The sequence below is a fragment of the Streptomyces radiopugnans genome (genome assembly GCF_900110735.1).
Lineage (GTDB): Bacteria > Actinomycetota > Actinomycetes > Streptomycetales > Streptomycetaceae > Streptomyces > Streptomyces radiopugnans.
In genome coordinates, this window is the sequence record NZ_FOET01000001.1 from 373,687 (window position 1) to 389,333 (window position 15,647).

Annotated in this window: 14 protein-coding genes; 11 read left to right on the forward strand and 3 right to left on the reverse strand. The window is 73.2% G+C overall.

The window, feature by feature from the left end; genetic code table 11:
• The first annotated feature begins 100 nt into the window (after positions 1–100).
• Entirely contained in the window at positions 101–1,990 is a 1,890-nt protein-coding gene (locus BMY40_RS01585) for an AMP-dependent synthetase/ligase (RefSeq protein WP_093654539.1), read from the forward strand.
• Between the two features lie 151 nt (positions 1,991–2,141).
• Here the strand turns inward: BMY40_RS01585 and hemW are convergent, their stop codons facing one another.
• From hemW to BMY40_RS01600, 3 genes are all read right to left on the reverse strand, one after another.
• Positions 2,142–3,374 carry a radical SAM family heme chaperone HemW gene (gene hemW, locus BMY40_RS01590; RefSeq protein WP_093655666.1) on the reverse strand — a complete coding sequence of 411 codons (1,233 nt, stop codon included), beginning with the start codon at positions 3,372–3,374 and terminating at the stop codon, positions 2,142–2,144.
• Positions 3,375–3,479: 105 nt separating this feature from the next.
• Entirely contained in the window at positions 3,480–4,337 is an 858-nt protein-coding gene (locus BMY40_RS01595; protein WP_093654541.1) for a DUF3097 domain-containing protein, read from the reverse strand.
• 116 nt (positions 4,338–4,453) lie between these two features.
• A complete protein-coding gene (locus BMY40_RS01600) occupies positions 4,454–5,167 on the reverse strand; it encodes an MBL fold metallo-hydrolase (protein WP_093654543.1) in 714 nt (237 codons plus the stop codon).
• Positions 5,168–5,359: 192 nt separating this feature from the next.
• Here BMY40_RS01600 and hrcA point away from each other — a divergent pair, with 192 nt between their 5' ends.
• The 10 genes from hrcA (at position 5,360) to BMY40_RS01650 (ending at position 15,593) form a co-directional block, all read left to right on the forward strand.
• Entirely contained in the window at positions 5,360–6,376 is a 1,017-nt protein-coding gene (gene hrcA, locus BMY40_RS01605; protein WP_093654545.1) for a heat-inducible transcriptional repressor HrcA, read from the forward strand.
• The gene (gene dnaJ, locus BMY40_RS01610) at positions 6,377–7,504 is read left to right on the forward strand and encodes a molecular chaperone DnaJ (RefSeq protein ID WP_093654547.1); all 1,128 of its coding nucleotides are present in this window, start codon (positions 6,377–6,379) and stop codon (positions 7,502–7,504) included. It abuts the gene before it with no gap.
• A 133-nt stretch (positions 7,505–7,637) separates the two neighbouring features.
• The gene (locus tag BMY40_RS01615; protein WP_093654549.1) at positions 7,638–8,387 is read left to right on the forward strand and encodes a 16S rRNA (uracil(1498)-N(3))-methyltransferase; all 750 of its coding nucleotides are present in this window, start codon (positions 7,638–7,640) and stop codon (positions 8,385–8,387) included.
• Positions 8,388–8,466: 79 nt separating this feature from the next.
• The gene (locus BMY40_RS01620) at positions 8,467–8,841 is read left to right on the forward strand and encodes a histidine triad nucleotide-binding protein (protein WP_093654551.1); all 375 of its coding nucleotides are present in this window, start codon (positions 8,467–8,469) and stop codon (positions 8,839–8,841) included.
• A gap of 5 nt (positions 8,842–8,846) precedes the next feature.
• A complete protein-coding gene (locus BMY40_RS01625) occupies positions 8,847–9,752 on the forward strand; it encodes a ribonuclease Z (RefSeq protein WP_093654553.1) in 906 nt (301 codons plus the stop codon).
• A 250-nt stretch (positions 9,753–10,002) separates the two neighbouring features.
• Positions 10,003–11,298, forward strand: a complete 1,296-nt coding sequence (locus BMY40_RS01630) for a glucarate dehydratase family protein (protein ID WP_093654555.1) — start codon at positions 10,003–10,005, stop codon at positions 11,296–11,298.
• A 53-nt stretch (positions 11,299–11,351) separates the two neighbouring features.
• The gene (locus BMY40_RS01635; RefSeq protein ID WP_093654557.1) at positions 11,352–12,422 is read left to right on the forward strand and encodes a carbohydrate kinase family protein; all 1,071 of its coding nucleotides are present in this window, start codon (positions 11,352–11,354) and stop codon (positions 12,420–12,422) included.
• Between the two features lie 256 nt (positions 12,423–12,678).
• Positions 12,679–13,707 (forward strand): PhoH family protein, encoded by a 1,029-nt coding sequence (locus BMY40_RS01640; protein ID WP_093654559.1) that lies wholly within the window; start codon positions 12,679–12,681, stop codon positions 13,705–13,707.
• A gap of 21 nt (positions 13,708–13,728) precedes the next feature.
• Positions 13,729–14,226, forward strand: a complete 498-nt coding sequence (ybeY, locus tag BMY40_RS01645; protein WP_093654561.1) for an rRNA maturation RNase YbeY — start codon at positions 13,729–13,731, stop codon at positions 14,224–14,226.
• Positions 14,223–15,593 (forward strand): hemolysin family protein, encoded by a 1,371-nt coding sequence (locus BMY40_RS01650; RefSeq protein WP_093654563.1) that lies wholly within the window; start codon positions 14,223–14,225, stop codon positions 15,591–15,593. The genes ybeY and BMY40_RS01650 overlap by 4 nt, the downstream gene beginning before the upstream one ends.
• The last annotated feature ends 54 nt before the right edge of the window (positions 15,594–15,647 follow it).

A 15,647-nucleotide genomic window follows, 5' to 3' on the forward strand; every position in this document is an offset into this window, starting at 1 on the left:
GCACAGCACGGAACCGTTCCACCCCTTCCCACCCCAGCACTCGCGGTGGACCGAGCCTTGGAGCCACCCCCCTGCACCGTCGCGGGCCCCGGAGGATGTTGTGAGCGACCACCAGTCCCTGATCGAGAACCGTCCGCCCTCGGTGGCGAACCTCTTCCTGGAGCGCATCGAGGCGACCCCGGAAGGCGAGGCGTACCGCTACCCCGTGTCCCCCGCCTCCGGCAAGGGACCGGACGAGTGGCGCTCCTACACCTGGGGCGAGGCCGCGCGGCGCGTCTTCTCGATCGCCGCGGGCCTGATGGACCTGGGCGTGAGGCCCGAGGAGCGGGTCGCCATCGCCTCCAACACCCGGGTCGACTGGATCCTGTGCGACCTGGGCGTGCTGTGCGCAGGGGCGGCCACCACGACCGTCTACCCCAGCACCAACGCCGAGGAGACCGCCTACATCCTCGCCGACTCCGAGAGTCGGGTGCTGATCGCCGAGGACGCCGAGCAGCTCGCCAAGGCCCGTGAGCGCCGGGCGGAGCTGCCGAACCTCGCCCACGTCGTCGTCATCGAGGCGGAGGGCGCCGTGGCCGCCGAGGGCGACCCGGAGGGCTGGGTGCTGTCGCTGGACGAGCTGCGCAAGCGCGGCGAGGCATACCTGGAGGAGCACCCCGAGGCGGTCAAGGAGACCGTCGGCGCCCTGCGCTCCGACCAGCTCGCCACCCTGATCTACACCTCCGGCACCACCGGCCGGCCCAAGGGCGTACGGCTGCCGCACGACGCCTGGTCCTACATGGCCAAGGCCATCACCGCGACGGATCTGGTACGCGCCGACGACGTGCAGTACCTGTGGCTGCCGCTGGCGCACGTGTTCGGCAAGGTGCTCACCGCGGCCCAGATCGAGGCCGGCCACGTCACCGCCGTGGACGGCCGGGTCGACAAGATCATCGAGAACCTCCCGGTCGTGCAGCCCACCTACATGGCCGCCGTACCCCGGATCTTCGAGAAGGTCTACAACGGGGTCGCCGCCAAGGCGCGGGCGGGAGGCGGCGCCAAGTACAAGATCTTCAAGTGGGCCTCCGGGGTCGCGCGCGAGTACGCCAAGGTCACCCAGGACAACTTCCGCCGCACCGGCACGGCCTCCGCGCCCGCCGGCCTGAGGGCGAAGCACGCGATCGCCGACAAGCTCGTCTACGCCAAGCTCCGTGAGGCCTTCGGCGGCAGACTGCGCGCCTGCGTCTCCGGCTCCGCCGCCCTGGCCCCGGAGATCGGCTACTTCTTCTCCGGCGCCGGCGTCCACATCCTGGAGGGCTACGGGCTCACCGAGTCCAGCGCCGCCAGCTTCGTCAACCCCGGCGAGGCGTACCGCACCGGCACGGTCGGCAAGCCGCTGCCCGGCACCGAGGTGCGCATCGCCGAGGACGGCGAGATCCTGCTGCGCGGCCCCGGCATCATGCAGGGCTACCACAAGCTGCCGGAGAAGACCGCCGAGGTCCTGGAGGAGGACGGCTGGTTCCACACCGGCGACATCGGCGAGCTGTCGGAGGACGGCTACCTGCGGATCACCGACCGCAAGAAGGACCTGATCAAGACCTCGGGCGGCAAGTACATCGCCCCGGCCGAGGTCGAGGGGCAGTTCAAGGCGGTCTGCCCCTACGTCTCCAACATCCTGGTGCACGGCGCCGACCGCAACTACTGCACCGCGCTCATCGCGCTCGACGAGGCCACCATCATGGGATGGGCCGAGGAGCACGGGCTCGGCGGGAAGAGCTACGCGGAGGTCGTCGGCTCCGAGGAGGTCCACAAGCTCGTCGACGGCTACGTCCAGCGCCTCAACGAAGGCCTCCAGCGCTGGCAGACGATCAAGAAGTTCCGGATCCTGCCGCGCGACCTGGACATCGAGCACGGCGAGCTCACCCCGAGCCTGAAGCTGAAGCGGCCCGCGGTGGAGAAGGAGTTCGGCCACCTGATCGAGGAGATGTACGAGGGCACCCGCGAGACGTGAGACCCGGGGGCGCGCCGCCCCCGGACCGCTCCGGACCGCTTTCTCGGACCGCCCCCGCCGGGCACCAGGGGCCCGGCGGGGGCGGCCGTCCGGGAGGCGCGGTTCGGGGAGCGGGGGACGGACCGGGGCGGGCTGGGGCGGACCGGTCCGCTCAGTCCACCAGGTCGCGGACCACCGCGTCAGCCAGCAGCCGGCCGCGCAGGGTCAGCGCCGCGCGCCCGCGCTCGTACGCCTCCGGGCGCAGCAGCCCGTCCGCCAGCGCCCGCTCGGCGGCGCGCGCCCCGGCCGGGGCCAGGACGTCCAGCGGTACGCCGTCCACCAGCCGCAGCTCCAGCAGGATCCGCTCCACGCGCCGGTCCCCGGCGTCCAGCACCTCGCGGCCCACGCCCGGTGAGCGGCCCTCGGCGAGCGCCTGGGCGTACGCGCCCGGGTGCTTGGCGTTCCACCAGCGCACCCCGCCGACGTGGCTGTGCGCCCCCGGACCGGCGCCCCACCAGTCGGCGCCCGTCCAGTACAGCTCGTTGTGGCGGCAGCGGGCGGCCTCCGTCGACGCCCAGTTCGACACCTCGTACCAGCTGAGACCGGCCGCCGACAGCATCTCCTCGGCGATCAGGTAGCGGTCGGCGTGCACGTCGTCGTCCGTCATCGGCACCTCGCCGCGCCGGATGCGGGCGGCCAGCCGCGTGCCGTCCTCCACGATCAGCGCGTACGCCGAGACGTGGTCGGGCCCGGCGCCGAGGGCGGCCTCCAGCGAGGCCCGCCAGTCGTCGTCGCTCTCGCCCGGGGTGCCGTAGATCAGGTCAAGGTTGACGTGCTCGAAGCCCGCCGCGCGGGCCTCGGCCACGCACGCCTCGGGGCGGCCCGGGGTGTGGGTGCGGTCCAGCACGGCCAGCACGTGCCGCCGGGCGCTCTGCATGCCGAAGGAGATCCGGTTGAAGCCCGCCTCGCGCAGGTCGGCCAGGTAGGCCGGGTCGACGGACTCCGGGTTGGCCTCCGTGGTGACCTCCGCGTCCTCCGCCAGCCCGAACTCCTCGCGGATCACGGCCAGCATCCGCCCCAGGTCGGCGGCGGGCAGCAGGGTGGGGGTGCCGCCGCCGACGAAGACCGTCTCCACCGGCCGGGGGTCGTCGCCGAGCACCTTGCGGGCCAGCCGCACCTCCTCGGCCAGCGTCCGCGCGTAGTTCTCCCGCGAGGCGAGGACGCCCCCGGAGCCGCGCAGCTCGCTCGCGGTGTAGGTGTTGAAGTCGCAGTAGCCGCAGCGCGTCGCGCAGTACGGCACGTGCAGGTAGAAGCCGAGGGGGCGCCGCGCCGCGTCCGCCAGGGCGTGCGCGGGCAGGGATCCGTCGGCGGGGACGGGCTCGCCGTCGGGGAGTGCGGAAGGCATGGGGTCCATTGTCCCGCACCCGCCCCGCACCTGCCCCGGACCTCTTCCGTCCCGGACCCGCACGGACGGCCGGCGGCGGACGTCCGTGCGTCCGTGCGGCCGGGTTCACGGACCGGTGGGTCCGCCCACCGTGACGTGGTCGATCAGCCGCTCGACCGGGCCGAGCAGCCCCGGCTCCAGATCCGTGTAGTCGCGCACGCTCCCCAGGATCCGCTTCCACGCCGCGCCGGTGTTCTCCGGCCAGCCCAGCGCCCGGCACACCCCCGTCTTCCAGTCCTGGCCGCGCGGCACCTCGGGCCAGGCGTCGATGCCCAGCGCGGACGGCTTCACCGCCTCCCAGACGTCGATGTACGGGTGGCCGACGACCAGCACGTTCTCGCCGGTGACCCGATCGGCGATCCGGGACTCCTTGGAACCGGGCACCAGATGGTCCACCAGCACTCCCAGCCGGGCCTCGGGGGTGGGGCCGAATGCCTCCACGACGGCCGGGAGGTCGTCCACGCCCTCCAGGTACTCCACGACCACGCCCTCGATCCGCAGGTCGTCGCCCCAGACCTTCTCCACCAGCTCCGCGTCGTGGCGCCCCTCGACGTAGATGCGCCCCGCCCGCGCCACCCGGGCGCGGGCGCCCGGCACCGCCACCGACCCCGAGGCGGTGCGCCGGGGCGCCTGCGGAGCGGGCGGGGCCACCGCCCGCGGCCGGACCAGGGTGACGGCCTTCCCCTCCAGCAGGAAGCCGCGCGGCTCCATCGGGAAGACCCGGTGCCTGCCGAAGCGGTCCTCCAGTGTGACGGTGAACCCCTGCGCCGTCTTCTCGCAGCGCACCACGGCCCCGCAGAAGCCGGTCGTGACCTCCTCCACCACCAGGTCCGGCTCGGCGGGAACCTCGGGCGCGGGCCTGTGGTTCCCCGAGGTCCGCTTCCACGGAGGGGTCAGGTCGGGGCCGTACTGTCTGCTGCGCATGCGGTCATTGTGTTACGTGATCCCCACCGCGAAACCCGGGGCGGAAGACGGAACCCGCCGTGAAGCCTGCCGCGTCACCCGCCAACTGTCATCCGCCACCCGCCACCCGCCACCCGTCACCCGGCGCCGAAGCGCTCAGCCAGCGCGTCGCGCTGGGCGCGGACGAAGGCGGCGTCCACCACCGCCCCGTGGCCCGGCACGTACAGCGCGTCCTCGCCGCCCAGGGCGAGCAGCCGGTCCAGCGCGGCCGGCCAGTGGACGGGGTGGGAGTCCGGGCCCGCCTGCGGCTCGCCGGACTCCTCCACCAGATCGCCGCAGAAGACCACGTCCGGCCCGCCGGGGGCGCCGGGGACCACGACGGCCAGGTCGTGGGCGGTGTGCGCCGGGCCGACGTTGGCAAGGAGCACCTCCCGGTCGCCCAGCCGGACGGTCAGCTCGCCGGCCACCCGGTGGTGCGGGTGGACGAGCACGTCGACCGCCTCGGCCGCCTCCCGCGGGTCCACACCGTGCCGTACGGCGTCCTCGCGCAGCCCGTCCTTGGAGTGGACCAGCAGGTCCTCGATCCCCACCGCCCCGTAGACCTCCACCCCGGCGAAGGCCGACGCGCCCAGGACGTGGTCGAAGTGCGGATGGGTCAGCGCCACATGGGTCACCGGCTGCCCGAAGCGCTCGTGCAGGTACCGCCGGACGCGCGCGCCGTCACCCAGCGTCGCGCCCGTGTCGACCACCAGCACCCCCGACTCGCCCGCGACGGCCCCGACGGTCTCGTCCCAGCCGGGCATGCGGCGGCGTACGACTCCAGGCGACAGCTCTTCCCAATCCGTCTCCATACCGCGACGCTAGCGCCATCACGCGGGCGGTGCCCGCCGGGGATGTGGTGCGGATCGCCCTCCCGGTCGGCGGCCGCCCTTGCCCTGGCCGTGGTCACCGGCCGTACACTGGCACAGGGTGACTGGCACTCACCGGCTGAGAGTGCCAGGGAAGAGGACCGGAAGAGACGGCCGGACGGGAGGTGCGCCCAGATGCTCAGCGAACGCAGACTCGAAGTCCTGCGCGCCATCGTCCAGGACTACGTGGGCACCCAGGAGCCGGTGGGGTCCAAGGCCCTCACCGAGCGGCACAACCTCCAGGTCTCCCCGGCCACCGTGCGCAACGACATGGCGGCCCTGGAGGACGAGGGGTACATCGCCCAGCCGCACACCAGCGCGGGCCGCATCCCCACCGACAAGGGGTACCGCCTGTTCGTCGACAGGCTGGCGGGCGTCAAGCCGCTGTCCAAGCCGGAGCGCCGGGCGATCCAGAACTTCCTGGAGGACGCCGTCGACCTCGACGACGTCGTCAGCCGCACCGTGCGGCTGCTGGCCCAGCTCACCCGCCAGGTCGCCGTCGTCCAGTACCCCTCGCTGACCCGTTCGACCGTCCGCCACGTCGAACTGCTGCTCCTGGCCCCCGCGCGTCTGATGCTCGTGCTGATCACGGACACCGGGCGGGTCGAGCAGCGCATGGTGGACTGCCCGGCCCCCATCTCCGAGTCGTCCCTGGCCGACCTGCGCGCCCGGCTCAACAGCCGGGTGGTCGGCGAGCGCTTCTCGGAGGTGCCCAGGCTGGTGCAGGACCTGCCGGAGTCCTTCGACCAGGAGGACCGCGGCACGGTCTCGGCGGTGCTCGCCACGCTCCTTGAGACACTGGTGGAGGAGACCGAGGAGCGGCTGATGATCGGCGGCACCGCCAATCTCACCCGCTTCGTGCACGACTTCCCGCTGACCATCCGGCCGGTGCTGGAAGCTCTGGAGGAGCAGGTCGTCCTGCTCAAGCTGCTGGGGGAGGCGAAGGATCCGGGCATGACGGTGCGAATCGGTCATGAGAATGTTCACGAGGGACTGACGTCAACGTCGGTCGTCTCGGTCGGTTACGGTTCGGGAGACGAGGCGGTCGCCAAGCTCGGTGTGGTCGGACCGACCCGGATGGACTACCCCGGAACGATGGGAGCGGTACGCGCAGTGGCACGTTACGTCGGACAGATCCTCGCGGAGTCGTAAGTGGCAACCGACTACTACGCGGTCCTGGGCGTGCAGCGCGATGCCTCGCAGGACGAGATCAAGAAGGCCTTCCGCCGGCTCGCGCGCGAACTGCATCCCGACGTCAACCCGGACCCGAAGACGCAGGAGCGCTTCAAGGAGATCAACACCGCCTACGAGGTGCTCTCCGACCCGCAGAAGAAGCAGATGTACGACCTCGGCGGCGACCCGATGGGCGGCGCGGGCCGGGGCGGCGGCTTCGGCGGGGGCTTCGGCAACTTCTCCGACATCATGGACGCCTTCTTCGGCGCCGCCTCCCAGCGCGGGCCGAGGTCCCGCACCCGGCGAGGCCAGGACGCCATGATCCGGCTCGACATCGAGCTGGACGAAGCGGCCTTCGGCACCACCAAGGACATCCAGGTGGACACGGCGGTCGTATGCACCACGTGCAGCGGCGAGGGCGCGGCCCCGGGCACGTCCGCGCAGACGTGCGACATGTGCCGCGGCCGCGGAGAGGTCTCGCAGGTCACCCGGTCCTTCCTGGGCCAGGTCATGACCTCGCGCCCCTGCCCGCAGTGCCAGGGCTTCGGCACGGTCGTGCCCACCCCCTGCCCGGAGTGCGCCGGCGACGGCCGGGTGCGCTCGCGGCGCAACCTGACGGTGAAGATCCCGGCCGGCGTCGACAACGGCACCCGCATCCAGCTCGCCGGTGAGGGCGAGGTCGGCCCGGGCGGCGGCCCGGCGGGCGACCTGTACGTCGAGATCCACGAGGTGCCGCACCCGGTCTTCCAGCGGCGCGGCGACGACCTGCACTGCACGGTCACCATCCCCATGACGGCCGCGGCGCTGGGCACCAAGGTCCCGCTGGAGACGCTGGACGGCATGGAGGAGGTCGACATCCGGCCCGGCACCCAGTCCGGCCAGTCGATCCCGCTCCACCAGCGCGGTGTGACGCACCTGCGCGGCGGCGGCCGCGGCGACCTGATCGTCCACGTGGAGGTCCAGACGCCGAGCAAGCTGGACCCGGAGCAGGAGGAGCTGCTGCGCCGTCTGGCCAAGCTGCGGGGCGAGGAACGGCCGACAGGCCAGTTCCAGCCGGGTCAGCAGGGGCTGTTCTCGCGGCTGAAGGACGCGTTCAACGGGCGCTGAGGCGGCACTGGGACGGTGCTGAGACGGCGCTGGGCCAAGGCGGCCGGGGTCCGGGGGCATGACAGGATGCCGTCATGCCCACCGAGCTGATCACCCCGGCCGCCCGGCCGGGGCACCCCGCCGGGCGGCCCTCGTGACCGCCCCCGTCTTCCTGACCGAGACCGCCGCCCTGGCCGGCGCCGCCCCCGGCGCCGTACTGGCGCTGGAGGGGCCCGAGGGGCGGCACGCCGTCGCGGTACGGCGGCTGCGCGCGGGTGAGGAGATCGTCCTCACCGACGGTGCGGGCACCGGGGCCTTCGGCACCGTCGCGGCCGTCGAGGGGAAGGACCGGCTGGAGGTCGCCGTCGCCGAGGTGCGCACCGAGCCGGAGCCGCGTCCGCGGATCACCGTCGTCCAGGCCCTGCCCAAGGGCGACCGCGGCGAGCTGGCCGTGGAGACGATGACGGAGACGGGCGTGGACGCGATCGTGCCCTGGTCCGCGTCGCGCTGCGTCACGCAGTGGCGGGGCGAGCGCGGGCAGAAGGCGCTGCGCAAATGGCGTTCCACCGCGCGCGAGGCCGGCAAGCAGTCGCGCAGGCTTCGCTTCCCGGAGGTCGCCGAGCCGGTCACCACCCGGCAGCTGCTCCCGCTGCTGTCGTCCGCCGCCTTCGCCGCGGTCCTCCACGAGGAGGGCTCGCTGCCGCTGGCGGCCGCCGAGCTGCCCGCCGGGGGCGAGCTGGTGCTCGTCGTCGGTCCGGAGGGCGGGGTCGCGCCGGAGGAGCTGGAGGCGTTCGCGCAGGCGGGCGCGCACCCGTACCGGCTGGGCCCGAGTGTGCTGCGCACCTCGACAGCGGGTACGGCGGCGGCGGCGCTGCTGCTGGGACGCACCGGCCGCTGGTCCTGATCACCGGCGCCCCGGCCGGGGTATACGATCTGCGCTGCGTGACCACCGATCGACCCACTCCACAGCGAAAGGCGCCACCGTGGCGGAAGAACCGCAGGCGGACTGCCTGTTCTGCAAGATCGTCGTGGGGGACGTTCCGGCGACGATCGTCCACGAGACCGACACCACGCTCGCCTTCCGGGACATCAACCCGCAGGCGCCCACCCATGTGCTGGTGATCCCCAAGGAGCACCACCCCGACGCCGCCGCGCTGGCCGCCGCCGCCCCGCAGCTCGCCGCCGACGTGCTGCGCGCGGCGGGCGAGGTCGCCGAGCAGGAGAACATCGCCCCGCCCGGGGGTGCCACCGTCGGCTACCGGATCGTGTTCAACACCGGGGCGGGCGCCGGGCAGACCGTCTGGCACGCGCACGCCCACGTCCTCGGCGGGCGCGGCCTGAACTGGCCTCCCGGGTAAGCCCGTTGTCCGTACGCGAACTGGTCGTGCTGGGCACCGCCAGCCAGGTGCCCACCCGCCGGCGCAACCACAACGGCTATGTGCTGCGCTGGGACGGCGAGGCGCTGCTGTTCGACCCCGGCGAGGGCACCCAGCGCCAGATGCTCCGCGCGGGCGTGGCGGCCCACGACCTCACCCGGCTGTGCGTCACCCACTTCCACGGCGACCACAGCCTGGGGCTGGCCGGGGTCATCCAGCGCATCAACCTCGACCGGGTGCCGCACCCTGTCACGGCGCACTACCCGGTCAGCGGGCAGCGATTCTTCGACCGCCTGCGCTACGCCACCGCCTACCGCGAGACGGTCGAGCTGCGCGAGGAACCGGTCGTCGCCGACGGCACACTGGCCGTCACCGGCGCGTACACCCTCCAGGCGCGGCGCCTGTCCCATCCGGTGGAGTCCTACGGCTACCGCCTGGTCGAGCCCGACGGGCGCCGGATGCTGCCCGAGCGGCTCGCCGCCCACGGCATCTCGGGCCCCGACGTCGGCCGCATCCAGCGCGAGGGCGAGCTGCGCGGGGTGACGATCGACGAGGTGAGCGAGACCCGCCCCGGGCAGCGCTTCGCCTTCGTGATGGACACCCGGCTGTGCGACGGCGTGCACGCGCTCGCCGAGGGCTGCGACATGCTGGTCATCGAGGCCACCTTCCTCGACGAGGAGGAGGCCCTGGCGCGGGAGTACGGTCACCTCACCGCGGGCCAGGCGGCCTCCGCCGCGGTGCGGGCGGGCGTGCGGCACCTGGTGCTCACGCACTTCTCGCAGCGCTACGACGATCCGGCCCGGTTCGCCGCCCAGGCCCGGGCGGCGGGGTTCGCCGGGGAGCTGACCGTGGCCGAGGACCTGATGCGGGTGCCGCTGCCCCGGCGGCGCTGACGGCCCGCGCCCGGCCGCCCGCCCTTCTCCGTGCCCTGCTCCTCCGCGCCCGCGCCCGTACCGGCCTGCTCCGGTCGCCGCCGCGCGCCCTTTTCCGGAAACGTACGGGCACCCTTGACGCCTTCCCGCGCCGTACCTAGTCTCCGTTTCCGCACATAGACAGGGTTCACATAGGAGAACGGATCGGCGGCGGGAAGGCCACGCCCCCCGGCGCCCGCCGCCGTCGGCCCCGACCCGACAGGAGTCGCCGATGAAGGACCTGACCGTCGCCGAGGTGCGCCTCACCCCGATCCTCGTCGCCGACCCTCCCCTGCTCAACACGCAGGGCGTCCACCAGCCGTACACCCCGCGCCTGATCGTCGAGGTGGTCACGGCGGGAGGCGCCACCGGGGTCGGGGAGACCTACGGCGACACCAAGTACCTGGAACTGGCACGCTCCTTCGCCCGGCGGCTGCCCGGGCACCCGGTCAGCGACCTGAACGGACTGCTCGCCCTCGCCGGAGCCCTCCCCCTGGACGGCCACCGGACGGACGGCTCGGTGGACGTGGGCGGGCTGCGCGGCGTCCAGACCGCCGACAAGCTGCGGCTGTCCGTCGTCTCCGGCTTCGAGGTGGCCTGTCTGGACGCCCTGGGCAGGACACTGGGGATGCCCGTGCACGCCCTGCTCGGCGGGAAGGTGCGCGACCGGGTCGAGTACAGCGCCTACCTGTTCTACCGCTGGGCCGCGCATCCCGGCGGCGAGGCGGCCGGAAGCGACGACTGGGGCGCCGCCCTCGACCCGGGCGGGATCGTCGCCCAGGCCCGCCGCTTCGCGGCCGACCACGGCTTCGGCTCCTTCAAGCTCAAGGGCGGGGTCTTCCCGCCCGAGGAGGAGGTCGCCGCCGTCCGGGCGCTCGCTGAGGCCTTCCCCGGCAGACCCCTGCGGCTGGACCCCAACGGCGCCTGGTCGGTGGAGACCTCGCTGAAGGTCGCGGACGAACTGCGCGACGTGCTGGAGTACCTGGAGGACCCGACCACCGGCACGCCCGCGATGGCCGAGGTCGCCGCGCGGGCCGGAGGGCTGCCGCTGGCCACCAACATGTGCGTGACCACCTTCCCCGAGATCGCCGAGGCGTTCACCGCCGGCGCCGTCCAGGTGCTGCTCAGCGACCACCACTACTGGGGAGGGCTGCGTAACACCCAGCAACTGGCCGCGGTCTGCCGCGCCTTCGGAGTCGGGGTCTCCATGCACTCCAACACCCACCTGGGCGTCAGCCTCGCCGCCATGACCCATGTCGCCGCAACCGTCCCCGGCCTGGAGCACGCCTGCGACACCCACTACCCCTGGCAGACCGAGGACGTGCTCACCGAGCGCATCGCCTTCCTCGACGGCGCCGTCACCGTCCCCGACGCCCCCGGACTGGGCGTCACCCTCGACCGCGACCGCCTCGACGCCCTCCACCGCCGCTGGCTGGCCGACGACGGCTCGATGCGCGACCGGGACGACGCCGCCGCCATGCGCCGGGCCGATCCGCGGTGGGAAACCCCCTCCGTACCGCGCTGGTGACGCCGTCCGCAACCCGCCGACGGCCCACCGCGCCGATCGTGCACACTGGCCGCATGCTCGACCCGCTCGCCGCGCTCCGCACCCCCGACGACCCGCCCTGCGACGTCTACCTGACCGGGACGGTCTTCCTGGACATCATCTTCACGGGCCTGGACTCGGCGCCGGTGCGCGGCACCGAGTCCTGGGCGCGGGGCATGGGATCGAGCCCCGGCGGCGTCGCCAACATGGCCACCGCCCTGGCCCGGCTCGGCCTGCGCACCTCGCTCGCCGCCGCCTTCGGCGACGACATGTACGGCGAGTACTGCTGGGAGGCGCTGGAGCGCGGCGAGGGCATCGACCTGAAGCTGTCGCGCACCGTGCCCGGCTGGCACTCGCCGGTCACCGTCTCGATGGCCTACGAGGGCGAGCGGACGATGGTCTCCCACGGGCACGAGGCCCCCCGGCCCGAGGAGCCCGCCCCCGACGACCCGCCCGCCGCCCGCGCCTGCGTCGCTTCCCTCCAGCCCGGCAGACGCCAGGAGTGGATCGCGCGGGCGGCCCGGGCCGGCAGCCGGGTCTTCGCCGACGTCGGCTGGGACGAGACCGGCCGCTGGGACCCGGACGACCTCGCCGACCTGGAGCACTGCGAGGCGTTCCTGCCCAACGCCGGGGAGGCGATGCGCTACACCCGCACCGACTGCCCCCGCACCGCGGCCCGCCGCCTCGCCGACCGGGTGCCGCTGGCCGTGGTGACCATGGGGTCCGAGGGCGCCGTCGCGGTGGACGGCGCCACGGGCGAGACCGCCGAGGTGCCCGCCATCTCGGTGGAGGCGCTGGACCCCACCGGCGCCGGGGACGTGTTCGTGGCCGGCTTCGTCACCGGCACCCTGGCCGGCTGGCCGCTGGCCGACCGGCTGGCCTTCGCCGGACTGACCGCCGCCCTGTCGGTGCAGGAGTTCGGCGGCTCGCTGTCCGCACCGGGCTGGGTCGAGATCGCCGCCTGGTGGCAGCGCGTGCGCGACTTCGACGAGCAGGATCCGGCCGCCCTGAGCCGCTACGGCTTCCTGGACGCCCTGCTGCCCTGCTGCGCCCGGCCGTGGCCGCTGCGCCGCGCGGTGCCGACCATCGGCTTCCGCCGGGCGTGAGGCGGTCCGCGGGGCGTCCGCAGGGTGTCCACGGGGCGTCCACGGGGCACCGTGAGCCGGCCGTGGCCCTGCGGGCCGGCCGCGGGCCCCGTGCGCCGGCCGCGGGCCCTCCGGGCACCCGGACGCGCGGCCGGGCGTACAAATGGCTACTGGCCTGTCAGCGTCACGTCGTACCCTGGAAGTCCAGGCGCGCGGCGGTGACAGACCGGCGGCACAGCAGCGACAGAGAGGGACGCGCAGGCCACAGAGCCGGCCCATGACTCAGACACAGACGGACCAGGCACGGTCCACCTCAGCGAGTGCCCGTTTCACCGTTCCGGCCAAGCACCCGATGGTGACGGTGCTGGGTTCCGGCGACTCCCTCCTCCGCGTGATCGAGAAGGCCTTCCCGGCGACGGACATCCACGTCCGGGGGAACGAGATCACCGCGACCGGCGAGGCGGTGGAGGTCGAACTCGTCCAGCGGCTGTTCGACGAGATGATGCTGGTGCTGCGCACCGGCCAGCCGCTGACGGAGGACGCGGTGGAACGATCGATCGCCATGCTCCGCGACGCGGAGGGCGGCGCCGACGAGACACCGGCCGAGGTGCTCACGCAGAACATCCTGTCCAACCGCGGCCGCACGATCCGCCCCAAGACGCTCAACCAGAAGCGCTATGTGGACGCGATCGACAAGCACACGGTCGTCTTCGGCATCGGCCCGGCGGGCACCGGCAAGACCTACCTCGCCATGGCCAAGGCGGTGCAGGCCCTGCAGTCCAAGCAGGTCACCCGCATCATCCTGACCCGGCCCGCCGTCGAGGCGGGGGAGCGGCTGGGCTTCCTGCCCGGCACGCTCTACGAGAAGATCGACCCTTACCTGCGGCCGCTGTACGACGCGCTGCACGACATGCTCGACCCCGACTCGATCCCGCGCCTGATGGCCGCCGGGACGATCGAGGTCGCGCCGCTGGCGTACATGCGCGGCCGGACGCTCAACGACGCCTTCATCATTCTGGACGAGGCGCAGAACACCAACCCCGAGCAGATGAAGATGTTCCTCACCCGGCTCGGCTTCGACTCCAAGATCGTGATCACCGGCGACGTCACCCAGGTGGACCTGCCCGGCGGCACCAGAAGCGGCCTGCGCCAGGTGCAGGAGATCCTCGAGGGCGTGGAGGACGTCCACTTCTCGCGGCTCACCAGCACCGATGTCGTACGGCACAAGCTGGTCGGCCGTATCGTCGACGCCTACGAGCGCTACGACGACCGCCACGGCACCACCGACGGCAGTGAACGAAAGTAACGGAAAGCAACCACCACCCACATGTCGATCGACGTCAACAACGAGTCCGGCCGCGAGATCGACGAGCGGGCGATCCTCGACATCGCCCGCTACGCCCTCGCCCGGATGCGCATCCACCCGCTGTCGGAGCTGTCGGTGATCGCCGTCGACACCGACGCCATGGAGCAGCTCCACAAGCAGTGGATGGACCTGCCCGGCCCGACCGACGTGATGTCCTTCCCCATGGACGAGCTGCGCCCGCCCTCCAAGGACGGCGACGAGCCCCCGCAGGGCCTCCTCGGCGACATCGTGCTCTGTCCCGACGTCGCCGAGAAGCAGGGCGCCGAAGCCCCGACGAAGCACTCCATGGACGAGGAGCTGCAGATGCTCACCGTCCACGGGGTGCTCCACCTGCTGGGCTACGACCACGAGACGCCCGGCGAGCGGACCGAGATGTTCGGCCTGCAGGCGGCGATCGTCGACGGCTGGCGCGCCGAGCGGGGACTGGAGGGGCCCTCCCCGGCCCCGACGACGACATGAGCACCCCCCTGATCGCCGCGGCGGTCCTGCTGGTCGGCCTCGCCTGGCTGGCCGCCTGCGCCGAGGCGGGCCTGGCCAGCACCACCAGCTACCGCGCCGAGGAGGCCGTACGCTCCGGGCGGCGCGGCGGGGACAAGCTGGCCGCCGTCGCGGCCGACCCCACCCGCTACCTCAACCTCGCCCTGCTGCTGCGGGTGACCGCCGAGATGTCGGCCGGGGTCCTGGTCACCTACGGCTTCCTGCACACCTTCGACAGCACCTGGCAGGCGCTGTCGGCGGCCGGCGGCGTGATGGTGCTGGTCTCCTACGTCGCCGTCGGCGTCTCGCCGCGCACCATCGGCCGCCAGCACCCGCTGAACACCGCCACGGCCGCCGCGTACGTGCTGCTGCCGCTCGCCCGCGTACTCGGCCCGCTGCCGCAGCTGCTGATCCTCCTGGGCAACGCCCTGACCCCGGGCAAGGGCTTCCGCAAGGGCCCGTTCGCCACCGAGGCCGAACTGCGGGCCATGGTGGACCTGGCCGGGCGGGAGGCGCTGATCGAGGACGAGGAGCGCCGCATGGTGCACTCGGTCTTCGAGCTGGGCGACACCCTGGTGCGCGAGGTGATGGTGCCGCGCACCGAGCTGGTCTCCATCGAGCGGTTCAAGACCATCCGCCAGGCGCTCACCCTGGCCCTGCGCTCGGGCTTCTCGCGCATCCCGGTGACCGGCGAGAACGAGGACGACGTCGTCGGCATCGTCTACCTCAAGGACCTGTCCCGGAAGGTCCACATCAACCGCGAGACCGAGAACGACCTGGTCTCCACGGCCATGCGGCCGGCCGTCTTCGTCCCCGACACCAAGAACGCCGGCGACCTGCTGCGCGAGATGCAGAAGGACCGCAACCACGTCGCCGTCGTGATCGACGAGTACGGCGGTACCGCCGGGATCGTCACCATCGAGGACATCCTGGAGGAGATCGTCGGCGAGATCACCGACGAGTACGACCGGGAGCTGCCGCCCGTCGAGGACCTGGGCGAGGGCCGCCACCGGGTCACCGCCCGTCTGGACCTGGGCGACCTGGGCGAGCTGTACGGCCTGGACCTGGAGGACGAGGACGTGGAGACGGTCGGCGGGCTGCTGGCCAAGCTCCTGGGCCGCGTCCCCATCGCGGGCGCCACGGTGACGGTGGAGCTGCCCGAGGGGCGCGGCGAACACCGCGGCGGCCACCACGCGGACAACCGGGGCGATCCGGCGCTGCTCGGCCTGCGGCTGACCGCCGAGTCCCCGGCGGGCCGCCGCAACCGCATCGTCACGGTCCTGGTCGAGCCCGTCCGCGCCCCCGTGCCGGAACCGCAGGACGAGGCGGCGGCCGAGGCCGGCGGCTGACGTCCGGAGGGGCGGAGGGGGATATGGGGACGGGATGCGCCCGTTCCCGGTCCG

Bases quoted from the DNA above. Each gene is read 5' to 3' on its own strand.
- hemW (WP_093655666.1), bottom strand. From the start codon at position 3,374: ATGCCTTCCGCACTCCCCGACGGCGAGCCCGTCCCCGCCGACGGATCC.
- BMY40_RS01595 (WP_093654541.1), bottom strand. From the start codon at position 4,337: ATGCGCAGCAGACAGTACGGCCCCGACCTGACCCCTCCGTGGAAGCGG.
- BMY40_RS01600 (WP_093654543.1), bottom strand. From the start codon at position 5,167: ATGGAGACGGATTGGGAAGAGCTGTCGCCTGGAGTCGTACGCCGCCGC.
- hrcA (WP_093654545.1), top strand. From the start codon at position 5,360: ATGCTCAGCGAACGCAGACTCGAAGTCCTGCGCGCCATCGTCCAGGAC.
- BMY40_RS01630 (WP_093654555.1), top strand. From the start codon at position 10,003: ATGAAGGACCTGACCGTCGCCGAGGTGCGCCTCACCCCGATCCTCGTC.
- BMY40_RS01635 (WP_093654557.1), top strand. From the start codon at position 11,352: ATGCTCGACCCGCTCGCCGCGCTCCGCACCCCCGACGACCCGCCCTGC.
- BMY40_RS01640 (WP_093654559.1), top strand. From the start codon at position 12,679: ATGACTCAGACACAGACGGACCAGGCACGGTCCACCTCAGCGAGTGCC.
- ybeY (WP_093654561.1), top strand. From the start codon at position 13,729: ATGTCGATCGACGTCAACAACGAGTCCGGCCGCGAGATCGACGAGCGG.
- BMY40_RS01650 (WP_093654563.1), top strand. From the start codon at position 14,223: ATGAGCACCCCCCTGATCGCCGCGGCGGTCCTGCTGGTCGGCCTCGCC.